This is a genomic window from Pseudomonas sp. UBA4617 (genome assembly GCF_002386445.1).
GTDB lineage: Bacteria > Pseudomonadota > Gammaproteobacteria > Pseudomonadales > Pseudomonadaceae > Aquipseudomonas.
Map to the genome: position 1 here is coordinate 80,056 of NZ_DGIR01000005.1, position 17,071 is coordinate 97,126.

At 61.5% G+C, this 17,071-nt stretch carries 13 protein-coding genes; 5 read left to right on the plus strand and 8 right to left on the minus strand.

Annotated elements, in window-relative coordinates; all coding sequences use genetic code 11:
* The first annotated feature begins 69 nt into the window (after positions 1-69).
* Positions 70-4,362 carry an NEL-type E3 ubiquitin ligase domain-containing protein gene (locus B4L76_RS01410; protein WP_296229978.1) on the plus strand — a complete coding sequence of 1,431 codons (4,293 nt, stop codon included), beginning with the start codon at positions 70-72 and terminating at the stop codon, positions 4,360-4,362.
* 18 nt (positions 4,363-4,380) lie between these two features.
* On the opposite strand, the gene glpD is transcribed toward B4L76_RS01410, so the two are convergent.
* The 4 genes from glpD to B4L76_RS01430 form a co-directional block, all read right to left on the minus strand.
* Positions 4,381-5,919 (minus strand): glycerol-3-phosphate dehydrogenase, encoded by a 1,539-nt coding sequence (gene glpD / locus B4L76_RS01415; RefSeq protein WP_296229979.1) that lies wholly within the window; start codon positions 5,917-5,919, stop codon positions 4,381-4,383.
* Between the two features lie 252 nt (positions 5,920-6,171).
* On the minus strand, positions 6,172-6,927 hold the full coding sequence (gene glpR / locus B4L76_RS01420) for a DNA-binding transcriptional repressor GlpR (RefSeq protein ID WP_186685127.1): 756 nt from the start codon (positions 6,925-6,927) through the stop codon (positions 6,172-6,174).
* 185 nt (positions 6,928-7,112) lie between these two features.
* A complete protein-coding gene (gene glpK / locus B4L76_RS01425; RefSeq protein WP_296229981.1) occupies positions 7,113-8,612 on the minus strand; it encodes a glycerol kinase GlpK in 1,500 nt (499 codons plus the stop codon).
* Between the two features lie 50 nt (positions 8,613-8,662).
* Entirely contained in the window at positions 8,663-9,514 is an 852-nt protein-coding gene (locus B4L76_RS01430) for an MIP/aquaporin family protein (RefSeq protein ID WP_296229983.1), read from the minus strand.
* 303 nt (positions 9,515-9,817) lie between these two features.
* On the opposite strand from B4L76_RS01430, the gene ybaK reads away from it, so the two are divergent.
* Positions 9,818-10,288 (plus strand): Cys-tRNA(Pro) deacylase, encoded by a 471-nt coding sequence (ybaK, locus tag B4L76_RS01435; protein WP_296229985.1) that lies wholly within the window; start codon positions 9,818-9,820, stop codon positions 10,286-10,288.
* Positions 10,289-10,324: 36 nt separating this feature from the next.
* Here ybaK and B4L76_RS01440 read toward each other — a convergent pair whose 3' ends face one another.
* Both B4L76_RS01440 and argF read right to left on the minus strand, forming a co-directional pair.
* On the minus strand, positions 10,325-11,434 hold the full coding sequence (locus B4L76_RS01440; RefSeq protein ID WP_296229986.1) for an ABC transporter ATP-binding protein: 1,110 nt from the start codon (positions 11,432-11,434) through the stop codon (positions 10,325-10,327).
* Positions 11,431-12,351 (minus strand): ornithine carbamoyltransferase, encoded by a 921-nt coding sequence (gene argF, locus B4L76_RS01445; protein WP_296229987.1) that lies wholly within the window; start codon positions 12,349-12,351, stop codon positions 11,431-11,433. Before argF ends, B4L76_RS01440 begins: the two co-directional genes overlap by 4 nt.
* 378 nt (positions 12,352-12,729) lie before the next feature.
* Between argF and B4L76_RS01450 the strand changes: the two genes are divergently transcribed.
* Complete coding sequence (locus B4L76_RS01450) at positions 12,730-14,838, plus strand: molybdopterin-dependent oxidoreductase (protein WP_296229988.1); 2,109 nt, start codon at positions 12,730-12,732, stop codon at positions 14,836-14,838.
* A gap of 91 nt (positions 14,839-14,929) precedes the next feature.
* The gene (gene grxD, locus B4L76_RS01455) at positions 14,930-15,265 is read left to right on the plus strand and encodes a Grx4 family monothiol glutaredoxin (RefSeq protein WP_003254949.1); all 336 of its coding nucleotides are present in this window, start codon (positions 14,930-14,932) and stop codon (positions 15,263-15,265) included.
* A gap of 54 nt (positions 15,266-15,319) precedes the next feature.
* Here the strand turns inward: grxD and bfr are convergent, their stop codons facing one another.
* Both bfr and B4L76_RS01465 read right to left on the minus strand, forming a co-directional pair.
* On the minus strand, positions 15,320-15,793 hold the full coding sequence (gene bfr, locus B4L76_RS01460) for a bacterioferritin (protein WP_296229989.1): 474 nt from the start codon (positions 15,791-15,793) through the stop codon (positions 15,320-15,322).
* 200 nt (positions 15,794-15,993) lie between these two features.
* Positions 15,994-16,212 (minus strand): bacterioferritin-associated ferredoxin, encoded by a 219-nt coding sequence (locus tag B4L76_RS01465; protein WP_003254947.1) that lies wholly within the window; start codon positions 16,210-16,212, stop codon positions 15,994-15,996.
* A gap of 223 nt (positions 16,213-16,435) precedes the next feature.
* Between B4L76_RS01465 and B4L76_RS01470 the strand changes: the two genes are divergently transcribed.
* Positions 16,436-17,038: a peroxiredoxin gene (locus B4L76_RS01470; protein ID WP_051100332.1), complete on the plus strand. Its 603-nt coding sequence runs from the start codon at positions 16,436-16,438 to the stop codon at positions 17,036-17,038.
* Positions 17,039-17,071 lie beyond the last annotated feature (33 nt).

Below are 17,071 nucleotides of genomic sequence, written 5' to 3' on the forward strand. Positions count from 1 at the left end.
AGAATTAATTACCGTTTGGTTGCGGCGCGTGGGTGCTCTGCTGGGCTTCTTTTGTCAAGAGATCCACCAATGCCTCAGTTGATTCGCTCCGACTCCGTTGACGCCCTGATCGCCCGTGGCCTGCCAGCCTGGATCTGCGCGGCCTCGCAAGACCACTTGCTCGCACTCCGTCGTGCCATGTTGCACGAACAGGCTATTGACCATCAGGTCGCCCAGTTGCGGCATGCCATTCCCTCTCTCGACACGTTCGCCAGCGGGCTGCTGCAGCAGGCACTGGCAGGGACGCCTTTGAACGGTATCGACGTGAACAAGTCGACATTGAAGGTCGTCACGTTGATCACGCTGCCCACCGCCTCGCCGAGGTTGCCGCCCCCCCAGGTGAAACAGGTGATGGCCCATGATCTGCTGTCGGCAGCCCTGCAGAACTTTCACGAAAGCGAGACAACGCCCAGCATCTTTCGCGAGGCAAGGCTACTAGGGCCCGACAAAGCACCGTTGAATATGAGTTTCGAGCGCTTCGCTCATCTTTGTCGGCAGCTGGACATCGGCCAGCGTTACCAGGCTTTGCTGCGCCAGAAGCTGCAACCTGGCAACCCGGATGCAGCACGGGAATCGGTCGACAGGCTGCTGGAAGAATCGTTGCGCGCACGGTTGGAGGTCGCCGTGCGCCTTGCGCTGCTGAAGGGGCATATTGATGAGCGCAGCTACCTGCGCATGTTGCCACTGTGCGCTGCCAAACCGATCGTGCCGGCAGATACGGCCACAGTGATTCCACGGCAATTGTACCTGCTGGGTAAGCCTGTCCAGGGAGTGGTGACTGTTGAAGTCCGGCTTTCCGGGATGGAAGAGGTCGACAGCGTCATCGCCTGGCTGCCAAATGAGCCACAGACGCCGGTGCAACGCCATGACGGCTGGGCTTCGTTGTACCAGGCGCTGTGCCAAAAGCTGCGAAGCCAGGACTACGCTCGTTATTTCAGTCGCTTTATCGGCGAGCGCGACCGGGTTGAATTCAGTTATTCATTGAAAAAACGCCACGCCGCCGGGCCCGAAGCTTCTGAGCTCGATGGCCGGAACCTGGCGCTGGATACCCCATTGTTCGCCCATTTGCGCAGTCAGCAGTTGGCAAAATGGTTTGACGATGCAGCGGTGCTGGCGGTACCCACCGAAGCGGTGGATGAACTGGACCGCCGTCGACGCTTGACCGCATACAAACAGTTTGGCCTCGACCTGCTCGGCCTTGCCGGCCTGTTCGTGCCTGCACTGGGCTGGATGATGCTTGCCCTCACAGCCGAGCAGGTCGTGGAAGATATCTATGAGGGATACAAGGATTGGCAGATCGGTGATCGCCAGGCAGCGCTGGAGCATATGTTTGCGGTCGCCGAAGTCGTGGTCGGCGGCGCTGTGTTCGCTGCGGGCGCTGAACTGGCAGGCAATGCGCTCAGGCGTGTAGCGGCTGTCGACGCCCTGACGCCGGTGTGCACATCCGATGGTGCGATACGTTTGTGTCAAACGGACTTACCAGGGTATGCCTTGCCCGACAGCGACCTGGGAATTGGCCAGCGCGAGACGTTGGAGGGCGTACAGCGCATGCGCCTGCATGACGCCACCTATGTCGTCGAGGAACGCGCCGAAGGTTGGGTGCTGTGCCACCCGTCGCGTAGCGAAGCGCAGCCGATCGTGTTGGAGCACAACGAGGTCGGAGGCTGGCGGCATGACCTGGAGAGCCCTCACCATTGGCAAGGTAGCGGGCATCTGCTGCGCCGCCTGGGCAGTGCCTTGGCCGAGGTACCGGACGAGCTTGCCGAGAAGTTGTCGTTGATCACCGGTCATGATCAGGCGCGCCTGAGACGCTTGCACCTGGAAGGCGCAAAGCCTCCAGCACGCCTGCTTGACGCCCTGCTGCGGTTTCGTCTGCACGAGCAATTTCCAAGGGTCAAAGGCGCTGCCTTCGAGGAGCTCGTTGCGCTACGTCAACCGCACGCGCAAGAGGGCGCGCTCCTGCTCATGCGGGATTTTCCCGGGCTGACCTCGCGCTGCGCCAATGAGCTGCTCGAACTGGCGGACGACGCCCTGGTAGAGCGCCTGATCGAGCGAAAACGTGTGCCGTTGGCACTTGCCGAGCAGGCACGTTGGGCTGTGCGAGATAGCCGGCTGGACCGTGCCTGTGCAGGATTGCTACAGGCGCAAGCAGTCAACGACGACTGCGAGCGTCTGGCGTTGGCGCTTTGCTACAGAAGCGGCAAATGGCCTGCAGACACCCGTGTGGAAATCCGCGAGGCACATGGTAGTGGGGTAAAGCTCGCATCCAGCGGCGAGCCTGATGCATCGCGACTGCTAGTCATCGTCAAGCAGGCCGACCGATATCGAATTGAACAGTCAGGCCAAGCTCCGGGCGATCTGCTGGCAACCTTGCAAGCCTTGGTCGAGGGGGCGCACAGCGAAACCGACGCAGCCGGACAATGGCACATGGACCTGGCCCGCCAAGCGGCGCAATCGCGCGACAGCACCGCGGCCATGATCGGCCTGGCACCACCGTTAGGTCGAGTTCGGCCTCTGGTGCGACTGGGTGACGGACGTGCGGGCTACCCGCTGAGCGGACGTGCCGAGAGCTCTGGCCAAGCGTTGCGGCGGGGGATACGGCAGATCTATCCAACCATGAGCGATGCGCAATACGACAGGTTCCTTGCAGACCTGCGCGCGCGTGGCATAGAGCCCTGGGGGCACTTCGCTGCGCTGCGTACACAATTGGCGGCCTTGCGGGAAAGCTTGCGCCGTTGGGAGCAGGAGGCAGGCGGACCACTGGATCGCTTGCGCCGCAGACGCCTGGCTAGCCGGCTGCGTCGTTGCTGGCGGCGCAAAAGCAATATGGGCACAGAGGATGGCTATATTCTCCATGTCGAAGGCGCCCGAGTGGGCAGCTTGCCCGAGCTGCCACCTGGCCTGGATTTTTCTCATGTCACCCAGCTGACCTTGCGAGGCCTGGGGCTTGAAGAATTGCAGCAAGCCTTTATCAGCCGCTTCCCCAACGTGGTTGAACTGGACTTGCGCGGCAATCGGCTGTCGATGATTCCTGTTGGGGTGGAGGGTCTTGTCAAGCTGCGTGAGTTACGTCTGAGCCACAATCGAATCGTCCTTGATGCGCAGGGTGACGCACGTCTATCGGCCCTGACGCGCCTGGAGCGCTTGCATCTGGATAACAATCCGCTTGGCCAGGCACCCACTGTCAGTGGGCTGCCGAGGTTGCGCGAGCTGTCGTTGCGCAACACTGGCCTGGAGGATCTGCCTGCGAGGGTGCAGACTCCATGGCGCGGTTTTACTGATTTTCGAGATAACCAGTTGCGCCAGTTGCGCGTGGAGCTCGTTGGCTTGCGCGAGCGCATTCGGCGCATGGCCTTGCACGACAACGCGCTGGAGGATTTCAACGAGTCGGAACTCAGCGATAGCTCAGCGTCGTCGCAGGAAGGGGGGCGAGGGCTGTCCTACCGCCATGCGCTGGTTGACGAGACAATCCGCCAGCAATGGCTGGCAGGCGCCACCGGGGCGCTGCGCGCTCACCGCGAGGCACTTTGGACCGGGCTGCAGGAGGAGCCGGGAGCCCGTGACTTTTTCCGCTTTCTCGCTGATCTCGCTCATTCCTCCGATCTGGCACGTCACCCTGGTTATTATCGGGCGCGGGTGTGGGAAATTATCGAAGCCTGTGCATACGATACTGACGTGCGTAGCGTGCTGTTTGCACAAGCCAGTGGGCCGCGTACGTGTGAGGATCGCCTGCTGTGGACGCTCAGCCAGCTCGAAACACGTGCTTCGGTGGTCAAGCTGACCCGCGACTTGCATGACGAAGGTGCACAGGCTGCCCTGGTTCGGCTCGGGCGTTCCCTGTACCGCCTGGATCAGCTCGATCGGATCGCAGCCCGCCACGTGCAGCGAATGACCGCTGAGCCCGGGTTGTTCGTCGATGAACTTGAAGTTTACCTGACATACCGGGTGAATCTGGCCGACACGTTGCAATTACCACCGCAACCGCGCTCGATGCACTACCGCAGCCACAGCGGTGTAAGCAATGCCGACCTCAACGCAGCGCGTATCCAGGTGAGGCAGGCCGAAAACCCCACGGCGCTCAGCGAAGCGTTGGCTACCCAGGACTTCTGGGAGGCGCATGTGAGGCGGCGCCATGCTGATCGATTCGAGCGCTTGGTAGAGCCCTTTTATGAACGCCTGGCGCAGCTCGAAGCGCGTGCCGAGGACACTGGCGAGTTGGTTTATCTGATGGGCAGCAATGAGCTCCGGGATGAGCTGCTTGAAGCTGAACGGCGGCTGATTCGCACATTGGCCCGTGCCGCCCATGGGTTGCCGGAAGACTGAACTTCCGGCAGCAGTCCCTCAAGCGGCGCGGCCTTGGCCGCCCTGCGCCTGGCTGAGCTGAAGGTATTCGCGCAATGCCCGTTGTTCGGCCTCGCTGGTGAACAACCCAAGCTTGGTCCGGCGCCAGAGAATATCGTCGGCCTCCGTGGCCCATTCGACCTCACACAGGTAGTCGACTTCGCGGCCGAACAAGCCGCCCCCGATCGCCTGGCCGAGGTCTTCGGGGCCGTTGACGCCATCGAGCAATTGCCACACGCGGCTGCCGTAAGTGACCGCCCAGCGCTTGGCGATATCCACCGCCAGCCAGCCGTGGCGGGCCAACAGCTGGTCTACCAGTGCTTGCGCTGTACTCATTTGCTCGCCGCCCGGCAGCGGTGCTGTGGCTGTCCAGCTGCCCCGCATTTTTTCGAAGAACGGCTTCAGCTCGGCCATGGCCGATTCGGCCAGCTTGCGGTAAGTAGTCAGCTTGCCACCGAATACCGACAACAGCGGTGCCTGGCCAGGGCTGGCCGACAACGCCAAGGTGTAGTCGCGGGTCACCGCCGACGGGTTGTCCGACTCGTCGTTGCACAACGGGCGCACCCCCGAGTAAGTGTGCAGGATGTCGGAACGGTTCAACGGCTGGTTGAAATGTTCGTTGACGACCTTGAGCAGGTAGTCGGTTTCTTCCTCGGTGATCGCTACCTTGGCCGGGTCACCGCTGTACTCGCGGTCGGTGGTGCCGATCAGGGTGAAGCGCTCCAGGTATGGAATGCAGAAGACAATACGTTGATCTTCGTTCTGCAGGATATAGGCATGCTCGCCGTCATACAGGCGCGGCACGATGATGTGGCTGCCCTGGATCAGGCGAATGCCGTAAGGAGCATCGAGCTTGAGGTCGTCCTTGATGAAACTGGCTACCCATGGGCCAGCGGCGTTGACCAGGGCGCGGGCATGAATGCTCTGCAGGCTGCCATCGGCATGTTGCAGTTGCACCTGCCACAGGCCGTCCACGCGTTCGGCGCGCAAGCAGCGGGTACGGGTGTGGATATGCGCGCCGTGTTCGCGCGCCGCCATGGCGTTGAGCACCACCAGGCGGGCGTCATCGACCGCACAGTCGGCGTACTCGAAGCCGCGGGTGATAGCCGGCTTGAGCGGATAGCCCGGGCCGAAGCGCAGGCTGCGCGATGCACCCAGGCGCTTGCGCTTACCCAGGTGGTCGTAGAGGAACAGGCCGGCGCGGATCATCCAGGTCGGCCGCAGGTGCGGGCGGTGCGGCAGCACGAAGCGCATCGGCTTGACGATGTGCGGGGCTTTGCCCAGCAGCACTTCGCGTTCGGCCAATGCTTCGCGCACCAGGCGGAATTCATAGTGCTCCAGGTAGCGCAAGCCGCCGTGGATCAATTTGCTGCTGGCCGAGGAGGTGTGCCGGGCCAGGTCGTCCTTCTCGCAGAGGAATACCTTGAGGCCGCGCCCGGCGGCGTCGGCAGCGATGCCCACGCCATTGATGCCGCCGCCGATCACGGCGAGGTCATAGCAGTCGGCGAGCGGGGGCTGGGACGAAACGGGCTGGGACACGGGCAAGGCCTCCTGGGCACTGTTCACATCGAATATGAACATTGATGTTCGTTTTCGAAAATACTAGCGCAATGGAAAGGCGGTCGCCAGTCAGTCTTTATAGAAAAAACTGATCAGATGACAATAAAGTGAACATTTACGAAGATGTTGGCGATCGGTTTGGGTTTTGCAGCGCCTGTAAAAACAAGCGCCGCGCGGGCGGCGTTCGCACTAACAGGCGACATAAGGCTCATGGCATGCGCTCAGTGGCCCTCACACCACCTCGAGGCGGATCTTGTACTGGTTCAGCAGTTGCGTCAGCGCGGGGGTTGGCGCCTGGTCGGTCACCAGGCAGTCGACCAGGCTGATCGAGCCCAGGCGTACCATGGCATTGCGCCCGAACTTGCTGGAGTCGGCGGCGAGAATCACTTGCCGGGCATTGGCGATGATGGCCTGGGAAACCCGCACTTCCTGATAATCGAAGTCGAGCAGGCTGCCGTCTTCATCGATGCCGCTGATGCCCACCAGGGCAAAGTCGACCTTGAACTGGTTGATGAAGTCGACACTGGCCTGGCCGACCACGCCGCCATCGCGACGCACCGTGCCCCCCGCCACCAGAACTTCGAAATCATCCTTGGCGGCAAGTATGGCGGCGACATGCAGGTTGTTGGTGATGACTTTCAGGTGGTTGTGGTTGAGCAGTGCGCGGGCGATGGATTCGGTGGTGGTGCCGATGTTGATGAACAGCGAGGCATGGTCGGGAATCTGCCGAGCCACGGCTTCGGCGATGCGTTGCTTCTCGTCGCGCATCTGGTCGGCGCGCATGGCGTAGGCGGTGTTCTCGATGCTCGAATCATAGGCGGCGCCGCCGTGGTAACGGCGTAGCAGGTTGAGTTCGGCAAGCTGGTTGATATCACGGCGGATAGTCTGCGGAGTGACGACGAACAGCTGCGCCATTTCCTCGATACTGACGTAACCGCGTTCGCGTACCAGTTCGAGAATTTGTTGTTGGCGAGGGGGCAGATTCATGGGCGGTCCTTTGGGGCTGCCGGACAAATGCTGCAATGATGCCGCAGGACGCGAACTACGGCCAGTGGACTGTCGGGCTGGCCGTGGAGCATAGCTGCAAAGCTGAAAGGGCGGGTCCGCTGCGCGGCCCTATCGCGACACCAGACCCGCTGCTACAGAGACCGCGTCATCCTGTTGATGGGCAATCAAGCCTCGTGGTCTTCCCAGTCGCGCGTGCGCTCGACCGCCTTTTTCCAGCCGGCATACAGCTTCTCCTTCTGCGCTTCATCCAGCTGCGGACTGAACTCGCGCTCAATGATGGCCTTGTCGCGCAACTCGTCCAGGCCGCTCCAGAATCCACAGGCCAGGCCCGCCAGGTAGGCCGCACCCAACGCAGTGGTTTCGCGCATTTTCGGGCGTTCCACGCAAGTGCCCAGGATGTCGGCCTGGAACTGCATGAGGAAGTTGTTGGCCACTGCGCCGCCATCCACGCGCAGCTCGGAAAGGCGCTGGCCGCAATCCTGCTGCATGGCATCAAGCACGTCGCGGGTCTGGTAGGCGATCGACTCCAGCGCGGCGCGGATGATGTGGTCCACCTTCACGCCACGGGTCAGGCCGAACAGCGCGCCGCGGGCATACGGGTCCCAGTACGGTGCACCCAGGCCGGTGAAGGCCGGCACCAGGTATACGCCATTGCTGTCCTTGACCTTGCTGGCGAAATATTCGGTATCCAGCGCATCGTTGACGATCTTCAGCTCGTCACGCAGCCACTGCACGGTGGAGCCGCCGTTGAACACCGCGCCCTCCAGGGCGTAGGCCACCTCGCCGCGCGGACCACAGGCGATGGTGGTAAGCAGGCCATGGGACGACTTTACCGCCTGGTCGCCGGTGTTCATCAGCAGGAAGCAGCCGGTGCCATAGGTGTTTTTGGCCTGGCCCGGTTCGACGCACATCTGGCCGAACAGCGCCGATTGCTGGTCGCCGGCGATACCGGCGATGGCAATACCGCTTTTCGTGTGGCCATACACCTCGGAGGACGGGCGCACTTCGGGCAGCATCTGCCGCGGGATGCCGAGGATCTCCAGAAGCCGCTCATCCCACTGCAGGCTGTGGATGTTGAACATCAGGGTGCGCGAGGCGTTGGTGTAGTCGGTCACATGTACCTTGCCACCGGAGAATTTCCAGATCAGCCAGGTATCGACCGTGCCGAACAGCAGTTCGCCGCGCTCGGCACGTTCGCGTGCACCTTCGACGTTGTCGAGGATCCACTTCAGCTTGGTACCGGAGAAGTACGGGTCGGTGACCAGGCCGGTGGCCTCGCGGATGTAGGCTTCATGGCCGTCACGCTTGAGTTGGGCACAGATCTCGGTACTGCGGCGGCACTGCCAGACGATCGCGTTGTACACCGGGCGGCCGGTTTCCTTGTCCCACACGACGGTGGTTTCGCGTTGGTTGGTGATACCCAGCGCAGCCACCTGGGCATGGCTGATGCCTGCCTGGGCCAGCGCCTCGACCATGGTTGCGCTCTGCGTGGCAAAGATTTCCATCGGGTCGTGCTCGACCCAGCCTGCCTGTGGGTAGTGCTGGGCGAACTCACGCTGGGAGGTGCCCACCACGTTGGCGTCACGGTCGAAAATGATCGCTCGTGAACTGGTGGTGCCCTGGTCCAGGGCGATGATGTAGTTCTTATCCTGGGTGTCTTTCATGGTCGTAGGCCTTGCGCAATTGGGGGGTCAGGGCGGGCATGGTGCCGGCATCAGTTGACTTGAGTATCGCCCTGGCGATTGTCGTTTGTCTCAGCTTCCACGGCGGCTGCTGTCGGCAGGTTCCGGGCGATCAGGCCGCGATAGGTCGCGGCACCCAGGCAGGCGCCAAGTATCGGTGCGAACACCGGAACCAGGAAATAAGGCATGTCTCGACCGCCAGTGAAGGCGATTTCGCCCCAGCCGGCCAGGAAGGTCATGAGTTTTGGCCCGAAGTCACGGGCCGGGTTCATGGCGAAGCCGGTCAGCGGGCCCATGGAGCTGCCGATCACGGCGATCAACAGGCCAATCAGCAAGGGAGCCATGGCGCCACGCGGCAGGCCGTTGTTGTCGTCGGTCAAGGCCATGATCACGGCCATCAGCACGGCGGTGATGATCACTTCGACGAGGAACGCCTGGCCAGTGGACAGTGACGGATGCGGGTAGGTGGAGAATACCGAGGCCAGTTCGAGGCTGGCTTCGCTGCCGCGCAACATGGCGTGGGCCTGTTCGAAATCGAAGAACAGGTTGCTGTACAGGGTGTAGACCAGCGCCGCGCCACAGAATGCGCCGCACACCTGGGCCAACATGTAGAAGGGCAGCTTGCGCTTGTCGAAACCGGCGAACAGGGTAAGGGCAATGCTCACTGCCGGGTTCAGGTGTGCGCCGGAAATGCCGGCGGTAAGGTAGATCGCCATGCTGACGCCTACACCCCAGATGATACTGATTTCCCACAGGCCGAAGCTGGCGCCCGCGACCTTGAGCGCTGCGACGCAGCCGGTACCGAAGAAGATGAGCAGGGCGGTGCCGAGGAATTCGGCCAGGCACTGGCTGGACAGCGTGGGTTGGCGTAGAGCAGTCGTCATGTATGACCTCGTTTTTGTTTTGTTGTGAGGCGCGTGGCGCTCGACAGCAAAGCCCGGAGTCTATCCCCATTGAACCCAGGCTGATGTGGGAAACGCACCTTAAAAGTGCATCATTTATTCAGAAACGAAAAAATATAGACAAGAAACGCTGATGTCAAAGGTCGAAAGTGAACGGTCGGTCACGATATGGCTGATTGTTTGAGGTGCGGATACCGTGCTAGACGGGCGCGTTTGCCATACGCTGGCTGCGCTGCGGGAATTACCCTAAAGTAGCCGCCGAGCCGTTCTGACCGGAGCCCCTGCATGACCCCCGCCCTAGACCTGTTGAAGAAACACCGCGCGGAACACCGTGTGCACAGTTACGAACATGACCCCAAGTCGACGTCGTACGGCCTGGAGGCGGCGGAAAAACTAGGACTCGATCCGCAGCAGGTGTTCAAGACCCTGCTGGCAAGCAGCGAGAAGGGCGAGTTGCTGGTGGCGGTGGTGCCGGTGGTCGGCACGCTGGACCTCAAGGCCCTGGCCCATGCTGCCGGAGTGAAGAAGTGCGAGATGGCCGACCCGGCGGTGGCACAGCGGGCTACCGGGTACCTGGTGGGTGGCATCAGCCCGTTGGGGCAGAAGAAGCGCCTGCGCACCTTTATCGACGATTCGGCGCAGCAGTTTGCAACCATCCATGTCAGTGCTGGGCGGCGTGGGTTGGAGGTAGAGCTGGCGGCGGCGGTATTGGCCGAATATACCCGGGGCCAGTTTGCCGGTATTGGTCGGGGCTGAGAAACCTGGGGCCGCAAGGCGGCCCCAAACGCTGTATCAGGTCGCCGAACTGTACCGACGAACACCATTCTCCTGCTGCGGCAACTGTGCCGCCACGCTGCCCGGTACCGGGAACAGCACCAGGTGGTCGGCCTTCACCGCAATCCCTACATCGTCACCGACCTGATGGTCGCTATGGCTGGGGAATATCGCTTCCAGCTGGCTGCCGGTGGGCAGTTGCAGGCGGTAGAGGGTCGATGCCCCGAGGAAACTCTTGCCGACGATATTGGCTTGCAATGGGCTGCCAGGTGCATGAACGATGTCGTCAGGCCGCAGCAGTACATCCACCCAGCTGCCCGGGGCCATGATGTAGGCCCGGTTGCCGCGCAGTTCACCCAGTTCGGTATTGACCGCCTCGTGGCTGCTCATCTGCCCACGGATGAAATAACCCTGGCCGATGAAACTGGCCACGAACGGCGTCTGCGGCTCGTGGTAGAGGTTGTAGGGGGTATCCCATTGCTCCAGGCGGCCTTCCTTGAACACGCCGACCTGATCGCTGACGGCAAAGGCTTCTTCCTGGTCATGGGTAACCAGGATGGCGCTGGTGCCACGGCTCTTGAGGATGTCGCGAACTTCATGGCTCAGGCGCCGGCGCAGCTCGACATCAAGGTTGGAAAACGGCTCGTCGAGGAGCAGCAATTGTGGCTCTGGGGCCAGTGCGCGGGCCAGTGCGACCCGTTGCTGTTGCCCACCGGACAGTTCATGCGGGTAGCGCCCACCCAGGCCACCCAGCTTGACCAGTTCGAGCATCTCGTCGATGACTTCAGCCTGGCGCGGGTGCTTGGCGATGCCGAAGGCAATGTTCTGCGCCACGGTCAGGTGCGGGAACAGTGCGTAATCCTGGAACACCATGCCGATGCGGCGCTTTTCCGGGGCCAGGGTGAAGCCGGCCCGGGAAATGACCTCGCCGGCCAACTGGATCTCGCCTTCGTGCACCGGCTCGAAACCGGCGATTGCGCGCAGGGTGGTGGTCTTGCCGCAACCGGAGGACCCCAGCAGGCAACCGATGTCGCCTGCGTTCAGGTGCAGGTTGAGGTTCTGGACGATGCGCTGGTCGCCATAGCCGCAGGCGAGGTTGCGCAGGTTGAGCAGTAGGGGTTGACTCATGCGTGGTGGTAAGCCGGTTCGACAAGGAATTCGAGAAGGGCCTTCTGTGCATGCAAGCGGTTTTCAGCCTGGGCCCAGGCGACCGAACGTGGGTCGTCGAGCAGGTCATGGCTGATTTCCTCACCACGATGGGCTGGCAGGCAGTGCATGAACAGGGCGTCGGGTGCCGCCAGGTCGAGCAGTTCGCGAGTGACCTGGTAAGGCGCGAAATGCGCCAGGCGCCGTGCAGTTTCCTCCTCCTGGCCCATCGAAGTCCAGACATCCGTGGTCACCAGGTGGGCGCCGCGCACGGCTTCCTTGGGGTCGCGAACGATCTGCACGCGGTCGCCGCCGATGGCCATGAAGCGTGGGTCCGGCTCGTAACCTTGTGGGCAGGCGATGCGCAGCTGGAAGTCGAACTGCCTGGCCGCCTCGATATACGAGTTGCACATGTTGAAGCCGTCGCCGATCCAGGCCACGGTCTTGCCCTGGATCGCCCCGCGCTGTTCGAGGAAGGTTTGCATGTCGGCCAGCAGCTGGCAGGGGTGCGACTCATCGGACAGGGCGTTGATCACCGGCACGCGCGAATTCGCGGCGAACTCGGTAAGGGTACTGTGGGCATGGGTACGAATCATCACCACGTCGAGCATGCTCGACAGCACGATGGCGCTGTCGGCGATCGGCTCGCCGCGGCCCAGCTGGGTGTCGCGCGGGGACAGGAAGATGGCCTGGCCGCCGAGCTGGATCATGCCGGCCTCGAACGACACCCGGGTGCGTGTCGAGGATTTTTCAAAAATCATGCCCAGCACGCGGTTCTTCAGGGGCTCGAACAGCACGCCGCGCTTGCGCAGGTCCTTCAGCTCGATGCCGCGGCGGATCACCCCGAGCAATTCGTCGGTGGTGAAGTCCAGCAGGGAGAGAAAGTGCCTAGCGCTCATGATTGACTACCTTATCTGCAACGGTATGCAGGTCGACCGTATGGTTTTTTTTGACAACGGGAGTGACCTGCGGCGTAAGCCGCACGGAGGCGGACGAAATAGGGAAAGGCGCAATACTATAAGTAAATGTCGCCTGAAGCCAAGAGGGGAAACAGTCGCTCGGTGGCCAAGGGTGTTGCCAGGAGTGTATTGGCCGACGGGCAGTGCTGTTCTTTATTTGCTACAGAGGGTTGTACACGGCTTGCTGGCAGGTTGGCAAATGGCTGTCGCAAATCGTGTGCATGATGTCGGTGGATTCATGCCGCGAAGTGCGCTGGTCGGGAACCGGGCCCAGGCGCATAGTCGCGGTTCGTCCATCACAACAAGGCAGAGGCGGCCATGACCAAGACCCTGCATCACCGTGCCTGTCACCTGTGCGAAGCGATCTGCGGGCTGAACATCGAGGTCAGCCATGAGGAAGGTGGGCAGGCGCTGATCAGTTCGATCAAGGGCGACCCCCTGGACCCGTTCAGCCGCGGCCATGTCTGCCCCAAGGCGGTTGCCTTGCAGGATATCCAGAACGACCCTGACCGGTTGCGCCAGCCGCACAAGCGGGTAGGCGAGCGCTGGCAGGCCATCGGCTGGGAAGAGGCCTTCGCCTTCGCCGCCGACAGGCTGTGGGCGGTCCAGCAGGCCCACGGGCGCAATGCCGTGGCGGTGTACCAGGGCAACCCGAGCGTGCACAACTACGGTTTGATGACCCACAGCAACTACTTCCTCGGTTTGCTTAAAACCCGTAACCGCTTTTCTGCTACCTCTGTGGACCAGCTGCCGCAGCACCTAGTCAGCCATCTCATGTATGGCCATGGCCTGCTGTTGCCGATCCCGGACATCGACCGTACCGGCTTCATGCTGATCCTCGGCGGCAACCCGCTCGCCTCCAATGGCAGCATCATGACCGTGCCGGATGTGGAAAAACGCCTGAAGGCCCTGCAGGCCCGTGGCGGGCGCCTGGTGGTCGTGGACCCGCGGCGCAGCGAAACCGCGGCCATGGCCGACCAGCACCTGTTCATCCGCCCGGGCGGGGATGCGGCGCTGTTGTGCGGCTTGCTCAATACCCTGTTCGAAGAGGACCTGGCCCGCGGCTCGCATTTGCCGGTCGCGGGGCTGCAACAAGTGCGCGAAGCGATCGCACCCTTCAGCGCCGAGGCCATGAGCGCGCACTGTGGCATCGCTGCGCCAGTCATCCGCCAACTGGCTCGGGATTTCGCCGCCGCCGACAAGGCCGTGTGCTACGGCCGCATGGGCGTCTCGACCCAGGCTTTCGGCAGCCTCTGCCACTGGCTGGTGCAATTGATCAATCTGGTGACCGGCAACCTTGACCGTCAAGGCGGTGCGTTGTGCACCGAACCTGCAGTCGATCTGGTGGCGACTACCTCCGGTGGCCATTTCAACGCCTGGCAAAGCCGTGTGTCGGGCTTGCCGGAATACGCCGGCGAGCTGCCCGTGGCGGCCCTGGCCGAAGAAATCCTCACTCCAGGCGATGGGCAGGTGCGTGCGCTGGTGACGGTCGCCGGCAACCCGGTTTTGTCCACGCCTAACGGCCGCCAGCTGGATGACGCGCTGCAGCAGCTGGAGTTCATGCTCTGCATCGACTTGTACATCAACGAGACGACCCGCCATGCCGACCTGATCCTGCCTTCGACTTCGGCGCTGGAGAACGACCACTACGACACCACGTTCAACCTGCTGGCAGTGCGCAATGTGACCCGTTTCAATCGCGCGATCCTGGCCAAGCCGGAAGGGGCATTGCACGACTGGGAGATCTTCGTCGGCCTGGCGCAGGCCTTTGCCAGGCGCGCCGAACTTGAATTGAAGCCAACCCTGGCACCGGCGCAGATGATCGACCTGGCCTTGCGCAAGGGGCCATATGGCGAAACAACCCCCTGGCAGCTTTCCTTGGATACCCTCGACCAGCACCCGCACGGCCTTGACCTGGGGCCATTGCGTGGCAACCTCGTCAGGCGCCTGAAGACTGCCAGCAAGGCAGTCGAGGTGGCGCCGCAGGTGCTCCTGGATGACCTGCAGCGCCTGGCGCAGCAGCCCGCACCGGAGCCAGACCAACTGCTGCTGATAGGCCGCCGCCACGTGCGCAGCAACAATTCGTGGATGCACAACTTCCACCGTCTGGTGAAGGGCAAGCCGCGCCACCAGTTGCTGATGCACCCGCAAGACTTGCAGCAGCGGCAGCTGCAGGATGGCCAGCGGGTACGCATTCGCTCGCGCACTGGCACGCTGGAGGTCGAAGTACAGGCTTGTGACGACATCATGCCTGGCGTAGTCAGCCTGCCCCACGGTTTTGGCCATGCGCGCCATGGCGTGCAGCTGCAGGTGGCCCGGGCGCAACCGGGCGTGAGCGCAAACGACCTCACCGACGAGCGCCTGCGTGACCCTGTTTCCGGCAATGCCGCGCTCAATGGCGTACCGGTGCAGATAGAGGCCGCGTAGGGGACGGTAAGGCCGAGCATGCTGCTCGGCTTTCCGTTACAATGCCTCACCGTGCCGACGACCGCGTCGGAAAGTTAAGCCGAGGTGCTACATGGATATCATCGAAACGATCAAAGAGCAGATTGCCAACAACACCATTCTGCTTTACATGAAAGGCTCGCCGAACGCCCCGCAGTGTGGCTTCTCTGCGCGTGCATCGCAGGCCGTGATGGGTTGTGGCGAGAAGTTCGCCTACGTCGACATCCTGCAGAACCCGGAAATTCGCGCCAACCTGCCCAAATACGCCAACTGGCCGACTTTCCCGCAACTGTGGGTGGCCGGTGAGCTGGTTGGTGGCAGCGACATCATGCTGGAAATGTTCGAGAAGGGTGAGCTGCAGACCCTGATCAAGGAAGCGGCTGCCAAGGCCAAGGCTTCTGAAGCCTGATATTCCGCAAGCATGAAAAAACCCGCTGATTGCGGGTTTTTTCATGCGCCGAATTTATTCTTCGCCCATCTGCGACTGCAGGTAGTTTTCGATACCGATCTTGTCGATCAGCCCCAACTGGGTTTCCAGCCAGTCGATGTGTTCTTCCTCGGACTCGAGGATATCTTCGAGCAAGTCACGCGAACCGAAGTCGCCAGCGGTTTCGCAGTGTGCGATGGCTGCCTTGAGATCGGCCAAACCTTTCTGTTCGATCTTCAGGTCGCATTCGAGCATCTCTTTGGTGTGCTCGCCGATCAGCAGCTTGCCCAGGTCCTGGACGTTGGGGATTCCTTCGAGGAAAAGAATACGCTTGATCAATTTGTCAGCGTGCTTCATCTCGTCGATGGATTCCTTGTACTCATGCTTGCCGAGTTTGTTCAGGCCCCAATCTTCGTACATGCGTGCGTGCAGGAAGTACTGGTTGATCGCGACCAGCTCGTTTCCGAGGATCTTGTTGAGATGCTGGATGACGCTTACGTCGCCTTTCATGTCGGGTTCCTGCCCTGTAGAAGTGTGCCAATACACTGAAGTTTGAGCCTGATACCCAAGTGTGTCAAACCTAAGTTGTTGAATAATAAATGAAAATTAATAGGAATAAGAATGTTTGTGAACCGCGTTGGAACGCTAACCTATTGAATTTCAGGCATAAAAAAACCGGACACTAGGTCCGGTTCTTCGAATTCTGGGTTTCAGGCGGCGGTAAATTCTACCGGGTAGGGCAGGGCGGCCTGGCTGACCTGAAGCTCGGTGAGGGTTTCGCGCACTACCTGCTTGGCCACGCAGGCGCATTTGCCACATTGGCTGGCGACATTGGTCGCGGCTCGCACTTCCTTGTAACTGCAGCATCCTTCGTAGATCGCATCGCGGATCTGTCCGTCGGTAACGCCGACACAAAGACACACATACATAGAGGCTGACCATCGTTGCTGGGCTCGATGGGGTGGAGCTTAATGCTAATGAGAATGCTTGTCAAAGGAGTTTCTGGAACGCCTGCGCTTGAGCGACCGGCGGTTACTTCGTCGTTGGAGTCGGCCTGTCACCAGAAGCCGTGTATGATGGTTGGCCTTTGTTGGATGTCGGGCAGGCCCGTCTGGCCCGGCAAACGTTTTTCACCCTCATCAGGAGATTACAATGAGCGTACTCGTTGGTAAGAAAGCCCCCGATTTCACCGTGCCGGCTGTGCTGGGCAATGGCGAAATCGTCGACAGCTTCAACCTGGCTTCGGCCATCAAGGGCAAGTACGGCCTGGTGTTCTTCTACCCGCTGGACTTCACCTTCGTCTGCCCGTCCGAGCTGATCGCCCTGGACAACCGCATCCCTGATTTCCAGGCGCGCAACGTCGAAGTGATCGGTGTGTCGATCGACTCGCACTTCACTCACAACGCCTGGCGTAACACCCCGGTCAACAACGGCGGTATCGGCCAGGTCAAGTACACCCTGGCTGCCGACATGACCCACGAAATCTGCAAAGCCTATGATGTCGAGTCCGAAGGCGGCGTGGCCTTCCGTGGCGCCTTCCTGATCGACACCAACGGTGTTGTCCGTTCGCAGATCGTCAACGACCTGCCACTGGGCCGTAACATGGACGAGCTGCTGCGTCTGGTCGACGCCCTGCAGTTCCACGAGGAGCACGGCGAAGTCTGCCCTGCCAACTGGAAGAAAGGCGACAAGGGCATGAGCGCTTCGCCAGAAGGCGTTGCTGCCTACCTGAGCGAGAACGCTGGCAAGCTGTAATTGCCGCGCGCATGAAAAACCGGCCCTTTGGTG